Raw genomic sequence first — 618 nt, 5'->3', positions numbered from 1 at the left:
GAAGATGATGGCGCCTATGCTGGCGCAGAGATCGGCGAGAATGGTGCGGCCGCGCGTCGCAAACCAGGCGCCGAGGCCGCCCGTGACGACCAGGCCGGCGAGCAGGATCGCGAACCGCGCGAGGCGCGCGATCTCGGTCCAGTGCGCCGCCACGAAGGCGAGGAATGCCGCCGCGATCAACAGGCCGCCGACGATGCCGACAACGATGGCGATGTTGATGCCGGCCGGCAGTGGCGGCAGCGCATGGCGGATGCTGGCGGCCGCCGCCGGCGCAATCACGCCGTCGGCCTCCCATCGCGCCAGATCGGCTTCGAGGCGCTGCCGGTAGGTTTTGTCGAACATCGTGCTGGGATCACCTGACGCCCGCCGGATGGCGGGGCCTTGCTAGGTCGGATCGTGCAGGCGATGGGTTCAAGCTCCCGCGCGGCGGGGTGGTCGCATATGGCTCGTTGCGGCAGCTGAGCGCGCGCCTCGTCCTTCGAGACGGCGCTGACGCGCCTCCTCAGGATGAGGCTCAGCGGCAGCTGAGCCCGCTGAAACCAGCGCCACGCACGCGGTCCTCATCCTGAGGGCCCGCCAAAGGCGGGCGTCTCGAAGGATGGCCACAAGCGATATCAC

Annotated in this window: 1 protein-coding gene; it reads right to left on the bottom strand. The window is 69.6% G+C overall.

Annotated elements, in window-relative coordinates; genetic code table 11:
- Nucleotides 1–342, bottom strand: a 342-nt coding sequence (locus JHD07_RS21940) for a DUF2157 domain-containing protein (RefSeq protein WP_291625691.1), incomplete at its 3' end; no start/stop codon positions are given.
- Nucleotides 343–618 lie beyond the last annotated feature (276 nt).

Source organism: Bradyrhizobium sp. (assembly GCF_016462955.1).
In the GTDB taxonomy this organism is placed as follows: domain Bacteria; phylum Pseudomonadota; class Alphaproteobacteria; order Rhizobiales; family Xanthobacteraceae; genus Bradyrhizobium.
Note: the sequence above shows the minus strand (reverse complement) of the source record. Positions and strands in the feature narration are given on the sequence as shown.